The following is a 24,164-nucleotide window of genomic DNA, read 5'->3' on the forward strand; positions in this document are numbered from 1 at the left end:
CGTTTCCTCCCGTTTCGTGGGAGGAGGGACGTTAAAGACCGAGCCTGCGCGCGCGGCCGGCGATTTCCAGCAGCAGGCGTTCGGCGATCAACTGATCCGGCATTCCGGTCGTCTTGGTGGCGACGTCGGCGGTGTTGATGCTGTCCAGCACCTCGTCCAGCGCCTCCAGCCGCCAGGCCCGGGCCTGGCGCAGCATCTCCGCCTCCTGCTTCCAGAAGACCCCAGCCGCCTTGGCCGCCTCCTTGGCCCCCGCTCCATTGGCTTGCAGGATATTGATCCGGCGCAGCCGTCCCAGATGAAGGGCGGCGGACCGCACCGCCAGCACCGAGGATTCGCCTTCGGCGAAGGCCCGTCTCAAACCCGACTGCGCAGGTCCGGGCCGGGCGCCGAAGGCCTGAAGCGCTGCGTCGGACAGGGAGGCGTCGGGTTCGACGCCCAGATGCTGCTCCAGCTCCTCGACATCGATGGTCCGGCCCGAGCCGGGGCCGATGAACAGGGCCAGGCGCTCGATCTCCTGGCGCATCAGGCCCCGCTCGCGCGGCAGTCGGCCGACAAACCGGTCCAGGGCGTCCGCCGTCAGCCCCACCTTGTCGGCGGCCAGGGCCTCGCGGGTCATGCGGGCGATGTCGCCGGTCTCGTCCTCGTAGCAGACGATGCCGACGGCCCCGGCCTCCTTCTCGGCGGTCTTGCGCAGGGCGGATTCCCGGCCCAGCTGGTCGGCCTCGACCACCAGCATGGCGTCGGGGTTATAGCCGCCCTCGGCATGGATCTTCACGGCGGCGGCGACCGCCTTGTCCACGCCGGGTTTCAGCGCCGACAGACGGATCCGCACCAGACGACGCCCGCCCATCAGGGACATGGCCGTCAGGGCCTCCTCCAGCTTGCTTTCGTCGCTGTCGATGTCGCTGTCCGTCAGGACGGTGACGTTGAAGGGGTCGTTCAGGTCCGGTGTGATCGCGCGGCACAGGATCTCCGCCCGTTCGGCGACGCCCGACCGGTCCTTGCCGTGGATGACGGCCGCCCGGACAGCCGGATCGGGCGCCTTCAGAAAGCGATCAATCTCTGGGCGTTTGGCGAGGATCACCGGTTCGACAGCGCCTGCATGAGGTCCAGTCGGATCAGGCGGGCCAGTTCCGCGGCGGCGCGCTCCTCGCCGTCCTGCTGGGCGGCGATGGCGGCATAGGGCTGGTCGGCGGTCGCATAGGTGGTGGTGACGGTCTCCACGCCGGTGACGGGCGTTCCGCCTGCCGCCGGCGTCAGGGTCCAGGCGGCCTTGACCGTCAGTTCGTAGCGGGTGGCCGTATCGTCGATCCGACGGCCCAGCGAGCGGCGGCTCTGTTCGACCTGTGTCGTCAGGCGATACAGGGGCGTGGCCGACTGATCCCAGGCCAGGGCGTCTTCCAGCTGTTCGCGCAGACGATAGCCCAGACGGTCATCCTGAGTGGATACGGCGATCCGGCGCAGGGACGACCCCATGGCCGGCTCGGCGTAGATCGGGGTGAAGCCGCAGGCCGAGACCGCCAGGGACGCCCCCAGCACGGTCAGAACCGCAAAGGCCGCCGCGCCCCGCATCAACCGGCCACCAGATTGACGATCCGGTCCTTGACCACGACGATCTTCTTCACGCTCAGACCCTCCAGCCGCGCCTGCACGGTCTCGTCGGCCAGAACCATGGCCTCGACCTCGGCGGGCTCCATGCCGCGCGGCACGCGGATTTCCGCGCGACGCTTGCCGTTGATCTGGATGGGCAGGACCACCTCGTCGTCGGCCGCCAGCGCAGCGTCCCACACAGGCCACGGCGCGTCCAGAACCATCCCCTCTTCACCCAGCTGGGTCCAGCATTCTTCGGCCAGGTGCGGGGTGAAGGGAGCGATCAATCGCGCCAGGGCCGACAGGGCCTGACGCTTGGCGTCGCCGCCGGCCTGGGCGCTGTCGCGGACGGTGGCGACGAAGGCGTACAGCTTGGCGATGGCCGAGTTGAAGCGGAAGCCCTCGACCCCTTCGGACACGGCCTTGATCGCCTTGTGCGTCTCGCGCAGCAGTTCGGCGTTGGCCTTGTCCTCGCCGGCGAAACCGGCGTCATAGGCGTCAAACAGGGTCCAGGTCCGCTGCACGAACCGGCTGGCTCCCTCGACGCCGCCGGGGGTCCACTGCACGTCCCGTTCGGGCGGACTGTCGGACAGGACGAACAGACGGCCGGCGTCCACGCCGTGGCTCTCCAGAATCTCCTGGGGCGCGACGACGTTCTTCTTGGACTTGGACATCTTCTCGATGTCGCCGATGATCAGGGTCTCGCCGGTCGACAGCTGGCGTGCGGACCGCACGCCATTGTCATTGCTCAGCTCGACATCCGTGGGCTCGACCCACTGGCCGGTCTGGCGACGATAGGTCTCGTGGACCACCATCCCCTGGGTGAACAGGCCCGCGAACGGCTCCTTCACCGACAGCATGCCGGCGTCGGACAGGGCGCGGGTGATGAAGCGGGCGTACAGCAGGTGCAGCACCGCGTGCTCGACCCCGCCGATATACTGATCCACAGGCAGCCAGCGGTTCGCCGCCTCGGTGTTGATCGGCTCGGCCGCCGTCGGGTCGGTGAAGCGGGCGAAATACCAGCTGGAGTCGACGAAGGTGTCCAGGGTGTCGGTCTCGCGCGTCGCGTCCTGGCCGCAGGACGGGCATTTGACGTGTTTCCACGACGGGTGGCGATCCAGCGGATTGCCGGGCACGTCAAACGTCACGTCGTCAGGCAGGACGACCGGCAACTGGTCGGCGGGAACCTCTACCGGTCCGCAGGACGGGCAGTGGATGATGGGGATCGGGCAACCCCAATACCGCTGGCGCGACACGCCCCAGTCACGCAGGCGATAGATGGTCGCGCCCTTGCCCGTGCCGGCCGCCTCGATGCGGCGGACCGCCTCGGCCTTGGCGGCCTCGATGTCCAGGCCGTCCAGGAAGTCGGAATGGAAGATGGCGCCGGGACCAGTATAGGCCTCGTCGCCCACGGCGAAGTCGTCGCCGGCGCCCTCGGGACGGACCACCGGGATCACCGGCAGGCCGTATTTGCGGGCGAAGTCCAGGTCGCGCTGGTCATGGGCCGGGCAGGCGAAGATGGCGCCCGTGCCATATTCCGACAGGATGAAGTTGGCGATCCAGACGGGGATTTCCGCCCCTGTAAAGGGATGGACGGCCTTCAGGCCAGTGTCCCAGCCGATCTTCTCGGCCTGGTCGATGTCGGCCTGGGACGTGCCGCCGGCACGGCATTTGGCGACGAAGTCAGCGACGGCCGGGTCGGCCTCCGCCAGGGCCTTGGCGATGGGATGGTCCGGCGCGATGCCCATGAAGGACGCGCCATACAGCGTGTCCGGGCGGGTGGTGTAGATTTCCAGACCGTCAGGCGAAGCCGCCGGCGCTTCGCCCGCCCATTTCCAGGTCATCTGCAGGCCCTTGGACCGACCGATCCAATTTTCCTGCATCAGCCGGACCTTCTCGGGCCAGCGGTCCAGGGTCTTCAGACCGTCGATCAGATCGTCGGCATAGTCGGTGATGCGCAGGAACCACTGGTTCAGCTTGCGCTTCTCGACCACCGCGCCCGAGCGCCAGCCGCGCCCGTCGATCACCTGTTCATTGGCCAGGACGGTGTTGTCGACCGGGTCCCAGTTGACCACCCCGTCCTTGCGATAGACCAGGCCGCGCCGATACAGCTCCAGGAACCAGGCCTGCTGCTTGCCGTAATATTCCGGGTCGCAGGTCGCGAACTCGCGCGACCAGTCCAGCGAGAGGCCCAGCAGTTTCAGCTGATCGCGCATCTGGGCGATATTGTCGTAGGTCCAGCCCTTGGGGTGGATGCCGCGTTCCATGGCCGCGTTCTCGGCCGGCATGCCGAAGGCGTCCCAGCCCATCGGGTGCAGGACGTCATAGCCCTGGGCGCGCTTGGACCGCGCCACCACATCGCCCATCACATAGTTGCGGGCGTGGCCCATGTGGATGTTGCCCGACGGATAGGGGAACATCTCGAGCACATAGTATTTCGGCCGGCCGGTGTCCTTCGTCACGAAGGCGGAGGCCTCGGCCCAGCGGGCCTGTTGGCGGGGTTCGGCGGTCTTGGGTTCGTAACGGGCCACGGTCGTCCTGAAGTCAAAAGGGCGCTGCCGCCCTCCGTGCTCAACTAGCCCGAAGGACGACAGCGCCCAAGAAGTAATGCGTCCCACAAACGCCTGAGCGCGTCGCGCTCAAGTAGCCCGAAGGGCGGTAGCGCCTAAAAAGGAACTAATGCGGGCCTTCAGCCCGCATTAGACAGGTTCAGTTGGCGCGCCTTGGTCAGAATGGCGTTTTCCAGGTCCGCCTCGGTCTGGGCGGCGACCGGAGCGGCGGTCCATTGACCGTCCGCGCCCTTCACTTCCTTGGTCACCGTGACGTTCAGCGCATCGGCGCGCAGACGGGTGTCCAGGATGAAGACGGTCGCCTTGAAGCGCTCGTTCGGCGTCTGGGGATTGGTGTACCAGTCGTAGTTGATCACGCCGCCCCAGGGATCAGCGGTCAGCAGCGGCATGAAGCTGAGGGTGTCGAGCGAGGCGCGCCACAGATAGCCGTTGACGCCGATGCCTTGCTGCACGTTCGTCTTGGGGGTCTTCTTGTCGCCGCCGACGAAGGGGATGCTCGAGCAGGCGCTCAGGGCGACGCCCGAGACCAGGGCGATGGCGACGCCGCGAACCAGGGCCTTGTTGAGGCTCATCAAGGAAGTCTCCGTAAACTCAGGGACGTGAAGGCCCTCGCCCACACGCGCGCAGGGCGCCGCGCGTAAGTTCGCGCCGCTGCGTGGCTCTATAACACGGGCAAAAGGGGCGATGACAAGGCGAAGTGCGGCCCCGCGGCGATACGAGTTGCGCCGTTCCGTGACAGGTCGCTGACAGCAACGCTTCATTTGGCTCAAATCCCGTGACGCTTGAGCCACATCGCACTGCAACAATGCAGCGGAACCCCGACATCAAGACCACGTTGCGTTGACCGGGCGGACCCCCGGTGTCTAATCGCGGCGTCCACGACCATATAAGGTCGGTTCAGGGTAGGACGTCTTCACTCGAGGGCGTTCAAAGGGTTCAGAATGCGTTTCGGCGATTTCTCGGCTGTGATTTTTGCGACGATGGCGCTCGCCGTCTCTGCGCCGGCGCTTGCCCAGAACGCTGCGCCGACGCGCGCGCCGAGCGTCACCCTGTCGGAAGCCCAGGCCGCCCAGCGCAATGCGCCGTCGCAACAGCGTCGCGGTCTGCGCCTGAACGACCAGGGTCGGTGGGGTCTGGATTTCAATCTGAACCAACCGGTCGGGCGCGAGACTGACTGGGGCGATGTCGAGGCGGGCGCCTATTACCGTCTGAACGATCGTCTGCGCGTCGGCGCCGCCGCCGCTGTGGCGTCGCGCGAAGCGGATCCGGCCCGGGCGCCTGAGACCAATGGCCGAACCCAGCCCCGCGTGCGGCTCGAGACCATCTTTAACTTCTGATTCGCGATCGACGCCGACGGCGCGGCTTCTGCGAAGCGTCGAGACCGGCTCAACTACGGAAGGCGGACTGTATCGCCTCCACCCCGGCCAGGCCGCAGGCCCCCGATCCCGTCAAGGACGCGACATTATCCGGTCCGATCCCGCCCAGGGCATAGACCGGCAGATCGACATCCCGAATCCATCGTCCGAATTCGGCGACGCCCATGGCGGGCTTTACCGCCGAAGCGCCGCCGGCCGGAAACACCGGCGAAAGAACCAGGGCGTCCAGACCTTGGGTCATGGGCCGGCCCCCATGCCAGGCGGCGGTCAGCAGCCAATCGGGATGAGCCCGGCCAACCGATCGCGCCTGTCTCGCCTCGCGTTCGGGCAGATGCAGCCCGTCCGCTTCCAGCGTCTCCGCCAGATCAGCGTCTCGCCCGACCAGCAGTTTCACCCCGGCGCCCCGCGTCGCCTCCCGCAACCGACGGCCCGTCTGGATGGCGTCGGCGGCCCCGAAGGCGCGATAGACCACCCCCGATCCGGCCGGCAGACGGGCCGCAGTCTCCCACGGGCGGGACGTGCGTTCCGGGTCGGTGAAGAACAGCAGCGGCGGCAAACGGGCGACGCTCGGGCTGACAGCGGCGGCGGCGCGGTTTAGAGCGGTCGCCGCATCCCAGAGCGCGCGCGCGTCGTCGCTGTAACCGGCCGGCAGGATCATGACCTCTTCTTCCCCCGCTTCGCCCTTCCCGTCCATCGTCGAAAGGGTCGCCGCCGTCCGCGCCCGGATCGACGCGGCCTGCCACGCCGCCGGACGAGATCCCGCCGCCGTGACCCTGACGGCCGTCTCCAAGACCCAGCCGGATGAGGCGATCGACGCCATCCTGGCGACGGGTCAGCGGGTGTTCGGCGAGAACCGGGTGCAGGAGGCGCAGGCGCGCTGGACCGAACGGCTGTCGGGTCTGGACGGATTGGAGCTGCGGTTGATCGGCCCCCTGCAGACCAACAAGGCCGAGGACGCCGTCGTCCTGTTCGACGTGATCGAGACCCTGGACCGCGAGAAACTGGCCCGCGCCCTGGCCGAGGCGGCGCAGAAGCGCGGCCGATCGCCGCGCGTTCTGGTTCAGGTCAATACCGGCGCCGAGCCGCAAAAGGCCGGCGTCCTGCCCGAGGCCGCCGCCGCCCTGATCGAGACGGCGCGCCGGACCTACGGCCTGACGGTCGAGGGTCTGATGTGCATTCCCCCTGCGGATCAGGCGGCCGAACCGCATTTCGCCCTGCTGCGCGACATGGCCGAACGCAACGGCCTGTCGGTCCTGTCGATGGGGATGAGCGGCGACTACGAGACGGCCATCCGCTGCGGCACCACCCATGTTCGCGTGGGAACGGCGTTGTTTGGGGAACGAAATCGACCTTAAACCGCCTCTAGGCCGTAACCCGACGTGAATTCGCACCCCCAAGCCTTGGCGCGGGGGCCAAGCCTCGCCATTGTCTGAACATGCCCACGCCCAAGACCATATTGATCATCGACGACGACGACGACCTGCGCGAGGCCTTGGCCGAGCAGTTGAACCTCCACGAGGAGTTCAAGACCCAGCAGGCAGCGACCGCTACGGACGGGGTGAGGATGGGGCGCGAGATCCGCGCCGACCTGATCCTGCTGGACGTCGACCTGCCCGACATGGACGGCCGCGAGGCCTGCCGCCTGTTGCGCAAGGACGGGGTCTCGACCCCGGTCATCATGCTGACGGCCCAGGCCGCCGACGCCGACGCCATCCTGGGCCTGGACGCAGGCGCCAACGACTATGTCACCAAGCCCTTCCGGTTCGCCGTGCTTCTGGCCCGAATCCGCGCCCATCTGCGCAGCCACGAACAGTCGGAAGACGCCGTCTTCTCCATCGGCCCCTATGAGTTCCGTCCTGCGGCCAAGGTGCTGATGGACGCCAAGGGCAAGAAGGTGCGGTTGACCGAAAAGGAAACCAACATCCTGAAATACCTCTACCGCGCCGGGGCCAAGCCCGTGTCGCGCGAGGAACTGCTGACCGAGGTCTGGGGCTATAACGCCGGCGTCACCACCCACACGCTGGAAACCCATATCTATCGGCTGCGCCAGAAGATTGAGCCCGAGCCCGGTCAGGCCCGGCTGCTGCTGACCGACGCGGGCGGCTATCGCCTTCAACCCTAGGCGTCCGCGCCTCGGCGGTGGATCGTGAAAATCGGCAGGAACAGGTGGACCAACGGGCCGATGGTCAAAGCGTAAAGCACCGTGCCCACGCCGACGGAGCCGCCCAGCAGCCAGCCCAGGGCGATGACGCTCAGCTCGATCGCGGTCCGGACCCATTTGACCGGCCAGCCCGTGCGGGCGACGATGCCTGTCATCAGGCCGTCGCGCGGGCCTGGCCCCAGGCCCGCGCCGATATAGGCCCCGCTGGCGACGCCGTTCAGCACGACGCCCGCGCCCAACAGGCCCGCCCGGACCGGTAGGCCCAGGTCAGACGGGATCCAGTCCAGACCGAAGTTCGCGACTGTGCCGATCACCAGAACATTGGCCACAGTCCCTACTCCAGGCCGCTGGCGCAGGGGAATCCACAACAGCAGCACGGCCATACCGATCAGATTGACCACCAGGCCGAAGCTGATTCCAGCCGGGCCGGCGAACCTCTCGAACACCCCCTGGTTCAGCACATCCCAGGGATCCAGCCCCAGATCGGCGCGAACGATCAGGGCGATGGACAGGCCGTAGAGGACGAGGCCAGCGAAGAGTTGGAGAAGGCGGCGGGTCATTTCGACGGTTTGCGCATAACTGGCCGCGCAAAAAAGGGCCAGTTATGGCATTCTGGCTTCATGTCCCCTCGCTCCATTGGCCTAGGCCCCCTTGTCCGCCATCTCGGCGTCTGGCGTTCGTCGGGGGCGGGCGCAGCCTACCGGCAGCTCGCCGCAGCGGTACGACTTCTGATCCTCGACGGGCGTCTGCCGCTGGCCGCCCGCCTGCCGGGCGAGCGCGAAGTGGCTCAGGCCCTGGGTTTGAGCCGTACGACCGTATCGGCCGCCTATGGGCGACTCCGGGATGACGGGTTTTTGGTCGGCGGACAGGGGGAGGCGGCGCGCACCAGTCTTCCGGCCGGGCCTGCCCCTCGCCAGCCGCAGCCAGACGGGTCGCCAAAGCCGGGGATGATCGATCTGACGGCCGCCGTCCTTCCCGCCGACCCCAATGTCCACGCCGCCTATGTGCGGGCGCTGGAGCGACTTCCCGCCAACCTGCCCGGCCATGGCTATGAGCCGGAGGGCCTCGAGGAACTCCGCGAGACCGTAGCCCAGGGCTATCGACGACGGGGCCTGGCGACGTCGCCAGGCCAGATCCTGATCACCCACGGCGCCCACAACGGGCTTGTTCATCTGTTGCGCCTGACCGTTCGACCCGGCGCCCCCGTGGTTTTCGACCACCCCACCTATCCTCAGGCGATCGACGCCATCCTGGCCGCTGGGGGGCGGCCGACGCCGGTCGCCTTGCCCGACGATGGCGACGGCTGGGACGTGGACAGTCTGGTTTCGGCCTGTCGGAGCAGCGGCGCGCCGATGGCCTATCTGGTGCTGGACCATAACAATCCGACCGGCCGGATGATGCGCGCCCCAGACCGCGCCCGGCTTGTGGCCGGCCTGAAGGGCTCGGAGACCCTGCTGGTGCTGGACGAGACCCTGGTCGAGCTGACGCTCAGCGGCCCGCCGGCGCTCACCGCCTCGGCGGTGGACGCCCCGCGTGTGGTGCGGCTGGGCTCCATGTCGAAAAGCGTCTGGGGCGGTCTCCGCATCGGCTGGATCCGCGCCGACCGCGCCGTGATTCAGCGCCTGGCCCAGAGCCGCGCCAGTTTCGATCTGGGCGTTCCGATCCTCGAACAGCTGGCCGCCGTGGAGCTGTTGACCGACGGCGGCGCGGCCCTCGCGGCGCGACGGCCCCTGTTGCGGGCGCGGCGGGACCACCTTCGGGCGCAACTGGCGCAGCATCTGCCAGACTGGACTTGCCCCCGTCCTGCAGGGGGGCTGTCGCTCTGGGTGCGACTTCCTGCGCCGATCAGCTCCGCTCTGACGGCTCAGGCCGAGACCGATGGGCTGAGGCTAGCGGCCGGGCCACGCTTCGGGATCGACGGCGCCTTCGAACAACGCCTGCGCCTGCCCTACACCCTGCCTGAGCGCGAACTGCAACAGGCCGTGGAACGACTGGCGCGCGGGGTTAAGGCTCTGAAGCGCAAGACCAGACCGACGGCCACGACCCACAGCCGCTCGGTCCCTGTCTATTGAAGCCGTGGCGGAAGGTTTGAGGGCGGCGGCTGAACGCCGCCGCCCTCTGTCATGTCTGCCTCGGTTCCGACGTCCGCGCCTTAGAAGGTGGCGTTGACACTGACCTGGAAGACCCGACCGGTTTCCAGATATCCGCCCTTGCGGTCGGGCGAGACATAGCGTTCGCCCGCGCCGACGGTCGACCAACGGGTGGGTTCGTCAGTCAGATTGCGGACCGCCGCCCCGACTTCCAGACCCGGCGCCAGGGTGAGGGCCACGCCCAGGTTCAGCTCCTTGGACGGCTGGATGTAGATGTCCGGCTGGCTGTCCTGAACCGTGTCCAGACGCCGACCGGTGTGGTTGTACCAGAGGCTGGCGCGCACCGGCCCATGCTCATAACCGGCTTCCAGATTGTACATCAGCTCGGGCGCCTGGGGCAGGTCGCTCTCGCGCGTCACCGTCGAGGAAAGGCGGTATTCGGCGCGGGTCTGCTGATAGGTCAGGTTTCCGCCAAACGACACGCCTTCCAGCCAGCCATCAACCGGAAGCGCGTAATGGCCGCCCAGTTCGACGCCGGTGGCCGAGCCGCCCAAACCGTTGAACGGCTTGATCATGATCACCCCGTCGCTGGTCTCGTTCGTCCCATTCCGCAGGGCGGTCGGCACGACGATATTGTCCAGATCCTTGTGGTAGACGGCCAGCTGCAGATTGGCGCCGACGGCGTACCATTCCAGGCCCAGGTCATAGCTCCAGCCCTCGACCGGTTTCAGGTCCGGGTTCGGTTGGCTGATGCTGATGATGTCGTTGGTGACGGGATCGCGGCTGACGGTGGTGGGTCCCGCCAGCTGGCCGCCCGAGGGGCGGCTGTAGCTGGAGCGGGCCGCTGCGCGCACCACGAGGGCGTCATTGGGACGCCAGGCGGCGACGACGCTGGGATCGACATGGTCGTAATCCCGGTCAGCCGTGGCGAAGCGGGCGCCGTCCGCGTCCTTGACGAAGAAACGGGCTTCGAAGTGATTGTCCTCGTAGCGGACGCCGGGGGTGACCTCCAGTGCGCCGCCGGCCAGCTTCAGCGTGGCGACGGCAAAGGCGGCCGAGCGGTCTTCCTGGCTGTCCGACAGGCCTTGGTTCAGCTTTTCTTGAGAGACCGTGACCGTCGAGCCGTACAGATCCAGCTCATGCTCCACGAAGCGACGATCCACCAGTTTGACTGGGCGCACCGTGCCGTGCCCCATGAAGTCGGTGATCAGTTGGCCGGGCGTCGCGCCGATCGAGGGGCCGTCCACAGCGCCGGCCTGAAGGGAGGTGCGGAATTTGTAGCGGGTGTCGTCCGGCGTCAGGCTGCGGCCGTCCTGGTCCGCCGTTTCATAAAGTCCGCCGATCGAGGCGCTGGCGAGCAGGCCCGAGCCCGTCCAGGTCAGATCGCCCTTTACCGTCTTCTTGACCTCGGACAGATAGCTGTAGCCGCGTTGGACATAGATCTGGCTGGGGCGGTCCTGGCTGGCGACATAGGCGGTCGCTCCGGACGACAGGACCGGCATCGGCCAGCGGGCGTCAGACAGGTCGATCTTCAGCCCCTCGGACGAGACGCCGGTATTGCCGGGCGCGCCATTGTAGGCGACGCCGCGCCAGGCGGCTTCGATCGAGTTAGGCGAGTCCAGTCGACCGTCGGCGTAGGCGGCTTCCAGTGAGGCGGTGAAGCCGCCAAACCTCAGCTTGCCGCCCGTCTGGACCGACAGCAGTTCCTGCTCGACGTCCTCCACACGGAAATAATTGGCCGGGTTGATGCCGTAGGGCGTGTAGTCGCCGGCGGCGTTGTAGTTGGCGCCCCCCGGATTGGAAGCGGCATTGGGATTGGTCTGACCCGACGTCCGCTCGCTGCGCAGCCCCGTCTGATTCATCGTATTGGTGTTGGTGTAGGTCGCATAATTGACCCGCGCGAACAGGTCCAAGGGCTGGGTGCGATAGTCCAGAGCCGCCGTTGCGCCATAGCGTTCGACGGTGGAGTTGAAGAAGTTCCACTGCAGACCGTCCGCCGATAAGGCGTTTTCATTGTCGCGCGCCGAACCGACATTGCCCTTTGAGGTCTTGTAGTCGTTCTGAACCGCGGCGCTCTCGGCGGCGCTGCTCTTTTGCTCGTAATAGGCTGCGGCATAGACGCCCAAGCGGCCGTCGGCGAACCGACGCGACATATCCAGGCCGATCGCGCCGCCCAGGCCGTCTTGGCCGCGATCCTCGGCCAGTTCGGCCATCTGTCCCACCGCGCGCAACCGCAGCGTCTGGTCGCCGAAGTCGAAGGCGGACGGGGTGACAAGATTGACGATGCCGGCGATGGCGTCGGCGTCGAACGCCGCGTTCGGCGTCTTGTCGATTCCGATCGCCTGGATCGCGAACGGGCTGAAGAGGTTCAGCGAAATGGAACGACCACCCGCCGTCTGGGGCAGACGCAGGCCGTCCAGCGTATAGGCGTTGAAACTGGTGCCGAAGCCGCGGATGGCGACGTACTGGGCCTCGCCCGTCGCCGACTGGTTCCGACCCTGGTCCTGGCTGACCGAGACGCCGGGCAGCCGCTTGGCCAAGTCGGCGATATTGGTCTGGGGGTTCAGGCTGATGTCGCCGACGGCGACGGAGTCAACGACGCCGACAGCGGCCCTTTCCTGTTCAAGCACCGTCTGGGCGCGTCGGGCGCCGGTCACCACGATGTCCTGAAGCGTCGTGCCTTCGGACTTGTCTTGCGTCGATGCAGTGGAACTGGATTGGGCCAGCGCCGAACCTGCGCTCAGGGCGATGAGGCTGGTGGCGGCGCACAGCAGGGCGCGCCGGGCGAGCGAACCGGAATAGGTCATAGATCATCCAATGAAAAGCGCCGTCCCCCTCGGGCGGCGCGGTCCATTTAGGGCGGCTCCATGACCGCCAAATACCGATCGTGTTTCAATAAGGTAAAGCTTGTAAGATGCTTGAGATGGTCTGCCCCGAGCGGCCGCCGTCCGTCATCTCCGTCCTCGCGGCGTTCAGACGTCCAGATCGACCGTGACCGGGGCGTGATCCGACGGGCGGTCCCATTCGCGGACGTCGTCGTGGATTCGGGCGGTGTCCTTGACCACGGCTGGGGTGAGGCCCGGCGAGGTCCAGATGTGGTCCAGGCGGAGGCCGCGATTGGACTTGCGGAAGTCGGCGGCGCGATAGCTCCACCAGCTGGCCAGCTTTTGCGGCTCCGGGAATCGGTCCCGCAGCACGTCGGCGAAGCCGCCTGTGGCCTGGAGCCGGTTCAGGGTCTCGACCTCGATCGGCGTGTGGCTGACGATCTTGGACATGTAGCGATGGTTGAAGACGTCGCCCTCGCCCGGGGCGATGTTGAAGTCGCCGGCCATGACCAGGGGGCGCGACTTGTCCTGCTTGGCGACGATGGCGGTCAGCTGTTCGTAAAAGTCCATCTTGTGATCGAACTTGGGGTTCAGGGTCCGATCAGGGACGTCCCCGCCGGCGGGGATATAGAAGTTCTGAACATCGAGCCCGGCGACCTGGGCGGATACGCAGCGCGCATGGCCCAGTTTGCAGACCTGGAAGGTGTCGCTGTCCTCCAGCGGCAGGCGCGAGGCGATGGCCACCCCGTGCCAGCCCTTCTGGCCGGCCACGCGCAGGTGGGGCATTCCCATGTCCTCAAAGGCGGCGCGCGGAAATTGATCGGTCGTGCACTTGATCTCCTGCAACAGCAGGACGTCGGGCGCGCGTTCGGCGACGAACCGGGCGACCTGGTCGATGCGCAGGCGGACGGAGTTGATGTTCCAGGTGGCGAGGCGAAGGGTCATGCCCCGCCATAGCAGGCCTCGGCGCATAAAAAAGGCCCGGCCGCTACGGGCCGGGCTTATAAAAGGTGATCGTCTCTCTCGCCGCCGGGAGGGGGATGCATCCGAGGCGGTAGAACGGCCGCCGCCGCTCTGTGCTTCTAATGTCACGGCAAAAAGAAAAGGTCAAATTGTCATATTTGATGTTTGGCTGTGATTATCCGGCAACGGACGGATAGTGTTGACCCTTGAAGCCAGACTCAGTTGCGGCCGGGGCGACGGGTCGGGTCCCGGAGCTGAAACAGGCTGGAAGCCAGGTTCGAGGCCGGCTGAAGCGCAGTCAGTTGGGTGCGGGTGCGGGAGCCCTGTGCGTCCGTAATGGTCCATTCATGCAGCCGCATCGGATCGCCGGCGAAGGCCAGAACGACCGCGCCGTCGTTGGGACGACCGGAATCGCGCGCGGTGATCGCGAAGGCGCCGGAGCTCATCCGCGTGACACGGTCGATGCGGACGCCCTGGTCCAGACGGACATTGCGCGCCAGGAAGGTGGACAGGGGCGTGCGGCCCAGAGGCACCTGCTGGAAATTGTTGAGGCGCGGGTCATAGCGTTTGACGTTGTAGCCGTCCGACACCACCAGAAGTCCGGCCGGACTGGTGTATTCGAACCTCATCTTGCCCGGACGCTGCAGATAGAAACGGCCTTCACGACGTTGACCGCCCGGACCCGTCTCGACGAAGGTCCCCTGGGCCGAGGTCAGCGCCTGCAGATAGGCTTGAGCCTGCTGCACCACGGCGCGGTCTTCGGCGGACAGGTTGGACTGGGCCTGGACCGTATCGAAGACGCCAAGCGCCGCGAAGCCGGTCAGGAGGCCTGCGCCCAACAGCAGCCGACGGCGCTGGAAATCGGCGGGGGCGAGGGCGAGGGTCTTGGCGTGGGCGGTCATGAAGTCAGTCTCCCGTTCGGGACGGTTGTCGATCCTGCCGTCTTGCCCGGTCGGCTTGGCGTCGGAATGACGCGAGCCTGACCATATTCCGGCGCTCCGATGAAGCCCTGTTCATCGAAATGCTGAAGCTTGCGACGGCAGCGGGAGGGGTAACGGCCTTGGACGTCGCCTGTTCCGAAGCGGCGTCACGCCATCGGCGGCGGGCCGGCCAGGACATCGCGCTTGCCGGCGTGGTTGGCGGGGCTGACCACGCCTTCCTGCTCCATCCGCTCGATCAGCGAGGCGGCGCGGTTGTAGCCGATCTGCAGCCGGCGCTGGACGTAGCTGGTCGAGGCCTTGCGGTCGCGCGTCACCACGGCCACGGCGCGGTCATACAGGTCATCGCCCGAGCCGCCGCCCCCGTCATCCATCGCCCCGTCTGCATCGCCGTCCGGTTCGTCGGTGATCAGGTCCAGATAGTCGGGCTCGGCCTGGGCCTTCAGGTGTTTGCAGACGTCCTCGACTTCCTTGTCGTCGACGAAGGGGCCGTGCAGGCGGGTGATCCGCCCGCCGCCGGCCATATAGAGCATGTCGCCCTGGCCCAGCAGCTGTTCGCCGCCCTGTTCGCCCAGGATGGTGCGGCTGTCGATCTTGGACGTGACCTGGAAGGAGATCCGGGTCGGGAAGTTGGCCTTGATGGTGCCGGTGATGACGTCGACCGACGGGCGCTGCGTCGCCATGATCAGGTGAATGCCGGCGGCGCGGGCCATCTGGGCCAGGCGCTGGACCGCGCCCTCGACGTCCTTGCCGGCGACCAGCATCAGGTCGGCCATCTCGTCCATGACCACGACGAGGAAGGGCAGGGGCTCGGGCCGGATCTTCTCGGATTCATAGACCGGGCGGCCCTGATCGTCGAAGCCGGTCTGGACCGTGCGCTCGAAATGCTCGCCCTTCGCTTGAGCTTCGCGGGCGCGCTCGTTGTAGGAGGCGATGTTGCGCACGCCCAGTTTGGACATGCGGCGATACCGATCCTCCATCTCGCGCACCGTCCATTTCAGGGCGACGACGGCCTTCTTCGGATCGGTGACGACCGGGGCCAGCAGGTGCGGGATGCCGTCATAGACCGACAGCTCCAGCATCTTGGGGTCGATCATGATGAAGCGGCACTCGGCCGGGCTGTGGCGATACAGGATCGACAGGATCATGGCGTTGACCCCGACCGACTTGCCCGAGCCGGTGGTGCCGGCGATCAGCAGGTGGGGCATGCGGGCCAGGTCGGCGACATAGGGTTCGCCGCCGATGGTCTCGCCCAGGGCCAGGGGCAGCAGATGGCCCTTCTTGTCGTATTCGGCGCTGGACAGCAGGTCGCGCAGATAGACGGTCTCGCGCTTGGCGTTGGGCAGTTCGATGCCGATGGCGTTGCGGCCCTGGACCACCGAGATGCGGCAGGCGCGCGCGGACATGGAGCGCGCGATGTCGTCGGCCAGGGCCACGACGCGGCCGTGTTTCACGCCGGGAGCGGGGACCAATTCGTAGAGTGTGACGACAGGGCCGGGTCGAATCTGGTCGATCACGCCGCGCACGCCGAACTCCTGCAGCACGCCTTCCAGCATTTTGGCGTTCTGCTTCAGCGAGTGCTCGTCCACCGAGGCGACGCGCTGGGCCGGCTTGGTCAGTATGCCCAGGGGCGGCAGGTCGAAGGCGCCTTCTGGCCGAACGAAGTCGAAGGCCTGCTGGTCTGTGTCGTCCTTGCGGGCCTTGGGCGCCTTGGGCGCAGCGACGCGGGGCTCGATCGGCCGGGCGGCCGAGGGGCGGGGCGCCGCCTGAGTCGGTTCGTCTTCCCACGGGGGCAGGTCGTCATAGGCGGTCTGAGGGGTGTCGGCCGAACCGGAGTCCGTCGCGACATCGTCGAGGCTTGCGGCTGCGCGAGGTTCGGCTTTGGGCTTGGCCGCGGCGCGGGGGCGGGGCGTCTTGACCGCAGGGGCGGGGGGGGCGGGCGGACGACGCAGCGATCGACCCCAGTGCAGGGCGTCCACGAAATCCATAGCCCGCAGGCCGATGGCGAAACCGGTCAGCCACAGGCCGCCGATCAGGAAGACCAGGCCGGCGATGATCCGTCCGCCGGGAATGCGCAGGGCGCCTATGCCCTGGGCCGTCAGACCTGTGAAGGCGTCGCCCCACAGACCGCCCAGTCCGGCGGCCAGGGGCCAGGCGGCGGGCGCGGCCAGGGCGGCGAGGGCGCCGGACAGCAGTAGCACCCCGCCCGTCGCGGCCAGAGCCTTCAACGGCGTCGGCTTCAACCGCTGCTGGATGGCGTCGCCGACCGCACGGGCCAGACCAAAGGCGACCAGCAGCAGGGCGGCGGGCCAGGCGGCCAGACCCAGCGACTGCATGAACAGATCGGCGAACAAAGCGCCATTGGCGCCCAGCCAGTTGGTGGTCGGCAGGCTGGAAGCCGCGTTCAGGCTGGCGTCCGCAGGGTTCCACGAGATCAGGGCGACCAGAAGCAGGGTCGCCAGCAGGGCCTGTAGCATGCCCCGGAAGCGCACCACGAAGGGCGCGCCCCACAGGATGCGGGCGCTGATCCAGGCCTGACGGCCGACGGCGAGGGCGGTGGACATGAAAGGCGTGACCTTCCGGGCGGCTGACGTTCGACCGCCCTTGTCGCACCTTCAGGGTTAAGAGGTTGTTTACCAGCCGGCTCAAGCCGTCAGACGATCACCGCCTCGACCGAGCGGCGCGGGGACAGAGGCAGGGTCGGGCCGTAGCCAAGCCGCAGCACCAGGTTCGGGCGCTTGTCGCCCTCACCGACCAGGGCGGCCAGTTCAGGGCGCAGGGCCGCGACCTCGACCGGCTGATTGACGAAGGCGTGGCGAAGCCCCAGGCCCGTCGCAGCCAGCATCAGTCTCTGGCAGGCCCGGCCGACGGCGATCCAGTGGGCGGGATCGGATCGTTCCGCCACGAAGACGGCCACGGCGGCGGACGAGGCGATCTGGGCCTCGTAGCGGGTGTTTTCGCTCGCGGCTGTAAAGAACCGGTCGAAAGCGAGCCGGCCCAGGCCATCGGGCAGGACGGGACTGCCGCTGGACGCCGAAAACAGGCCGTCGCCCTGGCGCAGGGCCGCGCGGGGATTGAAGCGCAGCCAATGTTTCAACTCGGCCATGAAGGCGGGATCGGCCATCTGGGCGGTGTTGCCGGCGACCACCAGTTCGCGGACGCGATCCAGGCTGGGCCGGTCGGTCAGAAGATGAAAGGCGACGCCGGGCGCCGTGGTCGCCTGACGCAGTCGGGCCAGCGCGCTCGGCGGTATGGGATGGCCGTCATAGATGGTGCGGCTGGAGCGTCGAGCTGGAATGGCGGCGAACAGGGGATCCGGTTGGGCGGCTCCGGAGGTGAAGCTGTAGCGCAGGCTGCGTCCGTCAGCGCCCAAAGCCAGTTCGCCGGGGCGGCCGGTCGCGGCGGCGGCGATGCGCAAATTCTCGGCCGCACAGCCCAGGCTGACAAACAGATGGTGGTCATCGGGATCGACCGCCGGCGTCCGGCGGGTCAGGTCGGGCAGGATATCGACAGCGCCGTCGGAGAGGCGAAAGCGCCAGGGTTGGGTGTTGTGACCGCTGGCCGCCAGGGCGGCGTAGCGGACCAGTTCAGTCACGGGGGGAGCGTCCGTCAGGGGCGCGCGAAACCGGGCCGTGAGACGGTCGTAGTCGCCGCTTGATCCTGTGGATGTCCGCCAAGCGACGCCGCCCGCCGCGCCCAGGGCGAGCGTTGCGCCGGCGCCGATCAGAATCCGTCGTCTGTTCATCCTGGCCTCCTGCCGCGCTATCCGTGGGGCAGTCGTCGGGCGAAAGCCTTGACCGAGGTCAAGGCCTGTCGGCGTTGCGACGATTTCCCGTCTGGACGTTTCGGTCTTCGGGCGCGACAAGCCTGCCATGGCAGACACCGAACGCTACGACATCATCATCGCCGGTGCGGGGTTGAGCGGGGCGGCGTTCGCCCTGGCGGCGGCCCAGGCCGGGTTGAAGGTGGTCCTGGTCGATCCGCAGCCCTTCAGCGCACAACTTGCGCCGACGTTCGACGGCCGTTCGACGGCCGTGGCCTTTTCGACCTTCCGCATGTTGGACGCCCTGGGCCTGGGCCAGTCCCTGCGGCCCCACGCCTGCCGGATGGACCATATCCTGGTGACCGACGGCCGTCGGCCGGGCGCGGCCAGCCGGTCGGCCTCGCCGGCCTTCCTGCGGTTCGACGCCGACGAGATCGGCGGGCGCACGGGCGGCGAGCCGCTGGGCTATATGGTCGAGAACCGCCGCATCCGCGTCGCCCTTGCCGAGGCGGTGACGGCGGCGGGGATCGAGGTGCGGGCGCCGGCCTCCGTCGCCAGTGTCCAAACCGACGCCGGCACGGCGACCGTGACCCTGGCGGACGGCGCGACCCTGATTGCGTCTCTGGTGGTGGGGGCGGAAGGGCGGGGTTCGACGGTTCGACGGGCCGCCGGCATAGACACCGTCGGCTGGGCCTACGGCCAGAGCGGGGTGGTGGCCACGGTGCGGCTGGGCCGCGATCATGGCAATGTCGCCCACGAATATTTCCTGCCCAGCGGCCCCTTCGCCATCCTGCCGCTGACGGATCAACGCGCGAGCCTGGTCTGGACCGAGACGACACGCCGGGCCGAGGCCCTGCGCGACGCCTCCGACGCAGCCTTCCAGTCCCATCTGATGCGGCGGTTCGGCGATTTTCTGGAGGATGTCACGGTCGAGGGGCCGCGTTTCGTCTATCCGCTGTCGCTCAGCCTGGCCGAGAAGATCGTCGCGCCGCGCATCGCCCTGATCGGCGACGCGGCCCACGGCGTGCACCCGGTGGCCGGCCAGGGCTTGAACATGGGCTTGAAGGACGCGGCGGCCCTGGCGGAGGTGCTGGCCGAGGCCGCGCGTCTGGGCGAAGATATCGGGGCCGAGACGGTGTTGGAACGTTACGCCCGCTGGCGCCGGTTCGACACGGCGGCCCTGGCGGCGGGGTTCGACGCCTTCGTGCGGCTGTTCTCCAACGACATCGCCCCGGTGCGGATCGCGCGCGACCTCGGCATGGCGGCGGTCAATCGCATCGGGCCTTTGCGCCGGGCCTTCATGCAGGAAGCCGGCGGTGCGACTGGGGATTTGCCGAAGCTGCTGCGCGGCGAGGCGGTCTAGTTCAGCCGCAGCCGCACGCGTTCGAAGGTCGAACTGCGCCGCGCCTCCTCGACGCCGTCCAGGCCGTGGGCGCGAGACAGGGCCTGGAGCGAGCCGGTCAGGGCGCCCTGTTTCTCGCGTGCGGCGGCGACGTCCAGCCAGGGCCGATGATCGTCGGGGTCCAGCAGGGCGCGGCGCAGGGCCGAGCGTTCGGCGGCGTCATAGTCGCGGCTGTGGATGGCGCGGCTGAACAGCATGTTCTGCAGCCGGATCAAGGTCTGGCGGTCGGTCACCGGCGCCATCAGTATGTCCAGACGGTCGGCGACATGCGGCGTCAACCCGGCGCGTAAGGCGCGGCGCGTCAGTTCGCTGGGCATGACCAGCCGCCCCTGACTGAAGGGGTCCAGGGCCACCGGTCCCTCGGCCGTCTCGACACGGACCAGAAAATGGCCCGGGAAATCCACACCCGCCGCCTTGAGCCCCGCCGCCTTGGCCGCGTGCAGATAGAAGACCGCAAGCGCCGCCGACAGGCCGCGCCGACGTTCGGCCACTGCAATGATGTCGGTGTTGTCGGGATGGTCGTAGTGCAGCAGGTCGCCGTTCAGCCGCAGGTCGGCCGCCATGGTCTCGGACAGGGCGTCGTCGGGACCTTCTGCGCCGATCCGTTCCTTCAGCCGTTCGCAGGCGCCGTGGGCCAGGGTGCGGACGGGCTCGGAGTCGCGCAACGGGTCGTCATGGATGGCGCAGGCGATCGCGGCCTCCAGCAGGGGAAAGCCGTCGTCGCCGGCCGCTCCGGCCGACGTCAGGATGGCCTCGGCCTTCTCCCGCGTCATGCGATCCTTTCAGCCCCCGCCGTGTCTCTGGACGCCGCGAAGATGACGCGGAAACCGGCCAGGAGCCAGCGCCACCATATCAATTCTCAAATCAAGAGGTTGCAGGGCCGGCCGATTGCGCCGGACGGCCTCGCCCGCCGCGATCAGTCGATCATGCTGGGCCGGCTTCAGCGCCAGGAGGGCGGCGTTCAGGGTGGTGCGTCGCTTGACCTCGACCACGGCCAGAATACGGCCGCGTCGCGCCAGCAGGTCGATTTCACCGGACCGGGTCTTCAGGCGGAAGCCCAGCACCTGATAGCCCTTGAACATCAGCCACAGGGCGGCGACCCATTCCGCCGCATGGCCGGCCTTGAAGGCCGCGCCGCCCTTGGCCTGACGCCACGCCGCCTTGGGGCGTCGCTTCGGCGCCGGGCGGGGCAGGCGGGCGTTCACTTGCCCTGGAGCTCCAGAGCCCGGCGGTACAGAGGCTTGCGGGGTAGGTCCAGGGCGCGCGACACCTCTGACGCCGCTTCGCCGGGCGCCAGACGGGTCAGGGCCTCGGCCAGGGCCGCATCGGCATCGGCGGCCGAGGCGACCTCGGCTTCGCCGGGACCGACCACCACGACGATCTCGCCCTTGGGACCGTCGAGTTTGGGATGGACGGCCAGTTCGTCCAGCGGGCCGCGCACGCATTCCTCGAACAGCTTCGTCAGTTCGCGGGCCACGGCGGCGGGGCGCGGACCCAGGACGGCGGCCATATCCGTCAGACTGTCGCGCAGACGCGGCCCGCTCTCGAAGAAGACCAGGGTCTGGCGCTGGCTTTTCAGGTCTTCCAGCATCGACTTGCGGCCGGCGGTCTTGGGCGGCAGGAAGCCGGCGAACAGGACCCGGTCGGCGGGCAGGCCGGCGATGCACAGGGCGGCCAGCAGGCTGGACGGACCGGGGATCGGATGGACCGGCAGGCCCGCGGCGATCACGGCCCGGGCGACGACGAAGCCGGGGTCCGACACCAGAGGGGTGCCGGCGTCGGAGACCAGGGCCACGACCTCGCCGTTCCTCAGACGTTCGATGGCCAGTTCGGCGGCGCGGCTGGAGGCGTGATCATCGCAGCGTTCCAGCTTGGCCTTAAGCCCGTATGCGGTCAGGAGCTTGGCGGTGACGCGGGTGTCCTCGGCCAGGACCAGGTCGGCGGCGGCCAGGACGTCCAGCGCCCTGAGCGTCATGTCGCGCAGGTTCCCGATCGGCGTCGCCACCAGATAGAGACCCGGCTCCACCCGCCGGGGCGGGGGGGCGGTGGGCGGGAAGGGGCCGGGTTCGCTCATGATCAGACGGTGGGGGGCACCGCAGTGGTGGTCTTCTCGACCGCCGCTGCGGGCGGCCGCGGCGCCGAGGTCAGGCCCGATCCCTGGAAGGCGGGACCGGCGTCATAGGCGGCGAAGGTGGCGGCGGTGATGATCTCACTGACCGAGGCGCCCAGGGAAACGATCTGCACCGGCTTCTCCAGCCCGACCAGCAGCGGGCCGATCACCGTGGCGCCGCCCAGGGCCTGGACCAGTTTGGTCGAGATGGCGGCTGAATGAATGGCGGGCATGACCAGGACGTTGGCCGGCTTGGTCAGGCGGTTGAAGGCGTAGGCGGAGTGGCCCTTGGGATCCAGGGCGACCTCGGGCGGCATTTCGCCCTCGTATTCGAAATCGACGCCCTTCTTGTCCAGGATGCGGATGGCCTCGCGCACCTTTTCGGCCCGGTCGCCAGGCGGATTGCCGAAGGTCGAATAGCTGAGGAAGGCGACGCGCGGATTGCGGCCCAGCCTGCGCACGGTCTCGGCCGCCTTGACGGCGATGTCGGCCAGTTCGGCGGCGTCCGGCAGTTCGTGGATGGTGGTGTCGGCCACGAACAGGGTGCGGCCCTTGGCCAGCAAGATCGACAGGCCGATCAGGGTGTCCTCGACGTCCAGCACGCGCTGGACCTCCTTCAGGGCCATGTTGAAGTTGCGGGTCACGCCCGCGACCATGGCGTCGGCCCGACCCTTGGCCACCAGGGTGGCGGCGAAATAGTTGCGGTCCTGGTTGATCATCCGCGCGACGTCGCGGCGCAGATAGCCCCGGCGCTGCAGCTTTTCGTACAGCCAGTCGGTGTCCTCGACATTGTGTTCGGAGACGCGGGCGTTCGTGATCTCAATGCCCAGGTCATCGAAATTAAGACCGGCCTCTGCGGCGTTCTGACGGATCAGATCCTCGCGGCCGACCAGGATGGGCGTGCCCAGATCGGCCTGTTTGAAGCCCCAGGCGGCGCGGATGACCGCCAGTTCTTCGCCCTCGGCGAAGACGACGCGCTTGTTCGGCCCGCCGCGCACCGCCGAGTTGATCTTCTGCATCAGGGCGGCGGACGGATCGACGCGCGAGCGCAGGGCGTTGCGATAGACGTCCATGTCCTCGATCTGGACGCGGGCCACGCCGGTATCCATCGCCGCCTGGGCGATGAAGGGCGGGATGTACCAGATCAGGCGCGGGTCGAACGGGGTGGGGATGATATAGTCGGGGCCGAACTTCAGCTTGCGGCCGCGATAGGCGGCGGCCACCTCGTCGGGCACATCCTCGCGGGCCAGGGCCGCCAGGGCCTGGGCGCAGGCGACCTTCATCTCGTGGTTCACCCGACGGGCGCGCACATCCAGGGCGCCCCGGAACAGATAGGGGAAGGCCAGGACGTTGTTGACCTGGTTCACATAGTCCGAGCGGCCGGTGGCGATGATGGCGTCGGACCGGACTGACTTGACGTCTTCCGGCGTGATCTCGGGATCGGGGTTGGCCATGGCGAAGATGATCGGATTGGGGGCCATGGAGGCCACCATCTCCTTGGTGATCGCGCCCTTGGCCGACAGGCCCAGGACGACATCGGCCCCGACCATGGCCTCGGCCATGGTGCGCAGGGGGGTGTCGGTGGCGTGGGCGGCCTTCCACTGGTCCATGCCGTGTTCGCGGCCCTGATAGACGACGCCGTCCCGATCGCAGATGACGGTGTTCTCGGCCTTGACCCCGGCGGCCTTCATCAGGGCGATCGAGGACAGGCCGGCCGCGCCCGCGCCCGACAGAACCACCTTGACCTCGTCCAGCCGTTTTCCGGCGACGTGGCAGGCGTTGATCAGGCCGGCGGTCGAGATGATGGCCGTGCCGTGCTGGTCGTCATGGAAGACGGGGATGTCCAGCAGGTCCTGAAGCTCGCTTTCGATGACGAAGCACTCGGGGGACTTGATGTCCTCCAGATTGATGCCGCCCCAGGTGTCGCCGATGTTCTTGACGACGGTGATGAATTCGTCGGGATCGGTGGTCTTGACCTCGACGTCGAAGCTGTCGACGTCGGCGAAGCGCTTGAACAGGACCGACTTGCCCTCCATCACCGGCTTGGAGGCCATGTGGCCCAGATTGCCCAGGCCCAGGATGGCGGTGCCGTTGGAGATGACGGCGACCAGATTGCCCTTGGACGTATATTCGTAGGCCTTGTCCGCATCGGCGGCGATGGCAAGGACCGGCACGGCCACGCCCGGCGAATAGGCCAGCGACAGGTCCCGCTGGGTCGCCATCGGCTTGGTCGGGGCCATCGAGATCTTGCCCGGGGTCGGGAAGAGGTGGAAGTCCAGCGCCTCCTGGTCGGAGAAGGTCTGTTTTTCGGTTTGATCGGGCATCGGGGGCGTCCAGGTCGTCAGCGGGGCTGTAACCGTTCGTGTCCTAGAGTGT

At 67.9% G+C, this 24,164-nt stretch carries 20 protein-coding genes; 5 read left to right on the forward strand and 15 right to left on the reverse strand.

Annotated elements, in window-relative coordinates; genetic code table 11:
- Positions 1 to 31: 31 nt before the first annotated feature.
- The 4 genes from holA to ACW18C_RS00095 all read right to left on the reverse strand — a co-directional run bounded on the left by holA (position 32) and on the right by ACW18C_RS00095 (position 4,732).
- Entirely contained in the window at positions 32 to 1,084 is a 1,053-nt protein-coding gene (gene holA, locus ACW18C_RS00080) for a DNA polymerase III subunit delta (protein WP_426025732.1), read from the reverse strand.
- Positions 1,081 to 1,572: an LPS assembly lipoprotein LptE gene (gene lptE, locus ACW18C_RS00085; protein WP_492072095.1), complete on the reverse strand. Its 492-nt coding sequence runs from the start codon at positions 1,570 to 1,572 to the stop codon at positions 1,081 to 1,083. Before lptE ends, holA begins: the two co-directional genes overlap by 4 nt.
- Complete coding sequence (gene leuS, locus ACW18C_RS00090) at positions 1,572 to 4,121, reverse strand: leucine--tRNA ligase (protein ID WP_492072097.1); 2,550 nt, start codon at positions 4,119 to 4,121, stop codon at positions 1,572 to 1,574. The genes lptE and leuS overlap by 1 nt, the downstream gene beginning before the upstream one ends.
- Before the next feature lie 158 nt (positions 4,122 to 4,279).
- On the reverse strand, positions 4,280 to 4,732 hold the full coding sequence (locus ACW18C_RS00095) for a DUF3576 domain-containing protein (protein WP_008259790.1): 453 nt from the start codon (positions 4,730 to 4,732) through the stop codon (positions 4,280 to 4,282).
- Positions 4,733 to 5,101: 369 nt separating this feature from the next.
- Here ACW18C_RS00095 and ACW18C_RS00100 point away from each other — a divergent pair, with 369 nt between their 5' ends.
- Positions 5,102 to 5,497 (forward strand): NtrZ family periplasmic regulatory protein, encoded by a 396-nt coding sequence (locus ACW18C_RS00100; RefSeq protein WP_492072099.1) that lies wholly within the window; start codon positions 5,102 to 5,104, stop codon positions 5,495 to 5,497.
- A gap of 49 nt (positions 5,498 to 5,546) precedes the next feature.
- Here the strand turns inward: ACW18C_RS00100 and ACW18C_RS00105 are convergent, their stop codons facing one another.
- Positions 5,547 to 6,194 carry a thiamine phosphate synthase gene (locus ACW18C_RS00105; protein ID WP_492072100.1) on the reverse strand — a complete coding sequence of 216 codons (648 nt, stop codon included), beginning with the start codon at positions 6,192 to 6,194 and terminating at the stop codon, positions 5,547 to 5,549.
- Here ACW18C_RS00105 and ACW18C_RS00110 point away from each other — a divergent pair.
- On the forward strand, positions 6,193 to 6,891 hold the full coding sequence (locus tag ACW18C_RS00110) for a YggS family pyridoxal phosphate-dependent enzyme (protein WP_492072101.1): 699 nt from the start codon (positions 6,193 to 6,195) through the stop codon (positions 6,889 to 6,891). The two genes, ACW18C_RS00105 and ACW18C_RS00110, sit on opposite strands and share 2 nt — an antisense overlap.
- Before the next feature lie 80 nt (positions 6,892 to 6,971).
- A complete protein-coding gene (locus ACW18C_RS00115) occupies positions 6,972 to 7,658 on the forward strand; it encodes a response regulator transcription factor (RefSeq protein WP_008263939.1) in 687 nt (228 codons plus the stop codon).
- On the opposite strand, the gene yczE is transcribed toward ACW18C_RS00115, so the two are convergent.
- Positions 7,655 to 8,257, reverse strand: a complete 603-nt coding sequence (gene yczE / locus ACW18C_RS00120; RefSeq protein WP_492072102.1) for a membrane protein YczE — start codon at positions 8,255 to 8,257, stop codon at positions 7,655 to 7,657. The genes ACW18C_RS00115 and yczE overlap by 4 nt on opposite strands.
- 60 nt (positions 8,258 to 8,317) lie before the next feature.
- Between yczE and yczR the strand changes: the two genes are divergently transcribed.
- Positions 8,318 to 9,769: a MocR-like transcription factor YczR gene (gene yczR / locus ACW18C_RS00125; RefSeq protein WP_492072103.1), complete on the forward strand. Its 1,452-nt coding sequence runs from the start codon at positions 8,318 to 8,320 to the stop codon at positions 9,767 to 9,769.
- A gap of 80 nt (positions 9,770 to 9,849) precedes the next feature.
- Here yczR and ACW18C_RS00130 read toward each other — a convergent pair whose 3' ends face one another.
- The 5 genes from ACW18C_RS00130 to ACW18C_RS00150 form a co-directional block, all read right to left on the reverse strand.
- Positions 9,850 to 12,594 carry a TonB-dependent receptor gene (locus ACW18C_RS00130; protein WP_492072105.1) on the reverse strand — a complete coding sequence of 915 codons (2,745 nt, stop codon included), beginning with the start codon at positions 12,592 to 12,594 and terminating at the stop codon, positions 9,850 to 9,852.
- 165 nt (positions 12,595 to 12,759) lie between these two features.
- Positions 12,760 to 13,557, reverse strand: a complete 798-nt coding sequence (locus tag ACW18C_RS00135) for an exodeoxyribonuclease III (protein WP_492072107.1) — start codon at positions 13,555 to 13,557, stop codon at positions 12,760 to 12,762.
- A gap of 236 nt (positions 13,558 to 13,793) precedes the next feature.
- Positions 13,794 to 14,477: a LolA family protein gene (locus tag ACW18C_RS00140; RefSeq protein WP_492072108.1), complete on the reverse strand. Its 684-nt coding sequence runs from the start codon at positions 14,475 to 14,477 to the stop codon at positions 13,794 to 13,796.
- Between the two features lie 185 nt (positions 14,478 to 14,662).
- A complete protein-coding gene (locus ACW18C_RS00145; RefSeq protein ID WP_492072109.1) occupies positions 14,663 to 17,077 on the reverse strand; it encodes an FtsK/SpoIIIE family DNA translocase in 2,415 nt (804 codons plus the stop codon).
- Positions 17,078 to 17,166: 89 nt separating this feature from the next.
- A complete protein-coding gene (locus ACW18C_RS00150; RefSeq protein ID WP_492072111.1) occupies positions 17,167 to 18,258 on the reverse strand; it encodes an Acg family FMN-binding oxidoreductase in 1,092 nt (363 codons plus the stop codon).
- Between the two features lie 127 nt (positions 18,259 to 18,385).
- On the opposite strand from ACW18C_RS00150, the gene ACW18C_RS00155 reads away from it, so the two are divergent.
- Positions 18,386 to 19,639 carry a UbiH/UbiF/VisC/COQ6 family ubiquinone biosynthesis hydroxylase gene (locus ACW18C_RS00155; RefSeq protein WP_492072113.1) on the forward strand — a complete coding sequence of 418 codons (1,254 nt, stop codon included), beginning with the start codon at positions 18,386 to 18,388 and terminating at the stop codon, positions 19,637 to 19,639.
- Here ACW18C_RS00155 and ACW18C_RS00160 read toward each other — a convergent pair.
- The 4 genes from ACW18C_RS00160 to ACW18C_RS00175 are packed head-to-tail and all read right to left on the reverse strand — an operon-like array spanning position 19,636 to position 24,112.
- The gene (locus ACW18C_RS00160; protein ID WP_492072114.1) at positions 19,636 to 20,451 is read right to left on the reverse strand and encodes a transglutaminase family protein; all 816 of its coding nucleotides are present in this window, start codon (positions 20,449 to 20,451) and stop codon (positions 19,636 to 19,638) included. The genes ACW18C_RS00155 and ACW18C_RS00160 overlap by 4 nt on opposite strands.
- Before the next feature lie 9 nt (positions 20,452 to 20,460).
- Positions 20,461 to 20,883 (reverse strand): YraN family protein, encoded by a 423-nt coding sequence (locus tag ACW18C_RS00165; protein ID WP_008262070.1) that lies wholly within the window; start codon positions 20,881 to 20,883, stop codon positions 20,461 to 20,463.
- Entirely contained in the window at positions 20,880 to 21,752 is an 873-nt protein-coding gene (gene rsmI, locus ACW18C_RS00170) for a 16S rRNA (cytidine(1402)-2'-O)-methyltransferase (RefSeq protein WP_492072116.1), read from the reverse strand. The genes ACW18C_RS00165 and rsmI overlap by 4 nt, the downstream gene beginning before the upstream one ends.
- Before the next feature lie 2 nt (positions 21,753 to 21,754).
- A complete protein-coding gene (locus ACW18C_RS00175) occupies positions 21,755 to 24,112 on the reverse strand; it encodes an NADP-dependent malic enzyme (RefSeq protein ID WP_492072118.1) in 2,358 nt (785 codons plus the stop codon).
- Positions 24,113 to 24,164: the final 52 nt, after the last annotated feature.

It is taken from the genome of Brevundimonas sp. FV1ye7S, assembly GCF_058680995.1.